Raw genomic sequence first — 870 nt, 5'->3', positions numbered from 1 at the left:
TGTAGCATTCAAAGGCTTTCTTGTGGTCTTGTTCTACTCCAAGTCCATAATGGTATAAGACACCCAAACAATATTGTGCTAATCCATCTCCCTGTTCGGCAGCTTTTGTGTACCACTCAAAGACTTTCTTGTAGTCTTGTTCTACTCCATCTCCATATTTATATAAGTTACCCAAACTATATTGTGCGCTTGCATCCCCCTGTTCGGCAGCTTTTGTGAACCATTCAAAGGCTTTCTTGTAGTCCTGCGCTACCCCTCGTCCATAATTGTATAAGACACCCAAACTATATTGTGCGTTTGCATCTCCCTGTTCGGCAGCCTTTGTGTACCACTCAAAGGCTTTCTTGTAGTCCTGTTCTACTCCCTGTCCATTTTTATAAAAATAGCCCAAATTATGTTGTGCACCTACATATCCCTGTTCGGCAGCTTTTGTGAACCATTCAAAGGCTTCCTTGTAGTCCTGCTTTACCCCTTGTCCATGATAATACATATCTCCCAAGTGGTGTTGCGCCAGTGCGTCTCCTTGTTTTGCCGCTTTCACAAACCACTCTACAGCTTTCTTGTAGTTTTTTCTTACACCCTTTCCCTGTTTATATAGTATCCCTAAAGCAGTTTGAGCATGCACCAGCTGCTTGGTAGCTTTTGTGAACCATTCAAAGGCTTTCTTGTAGTCCTGTTCTACTCCATGTCCATAATGGTATAAGACACCTATGGCATACTGAGCATGCACTACCCCCTGTTCGGCAGCCTTTGTGTAGCATTCAAAGGCTTTCTTGTAGTTTTGTTCTACTCCCTGTCCATTTTCATAAAGATAGCCTAAATTATGTTGTGCTTTTTCATCTCCCTGCTCGGCAGCTTTTGTGCGGCATT

The 870-nt window shown here is 43.0% G+C and carries 1 protein-coding gene; it reads right to left on the bottom strand.

Annotation, left to right across the window (positions count from 1 at the left end; all coding sequences use genetic code 11):
• Positions 1-870 (bottom strand): SEL1-like repeat protein (locus AC1MDJ_RS08165; protein ID WP_479690417.1); only part of this gene is annotated, 870 nt, incomplete at both ends.

This window comes from Candidatus Termitispirillum reticulitermitis, from assembly GCF_054655775.1.
The sequence above is the reverse complement of the archived record's forward strand: the minus strand, read 5'-3'. Positions and strand labels throughout refer to the sequence as shown.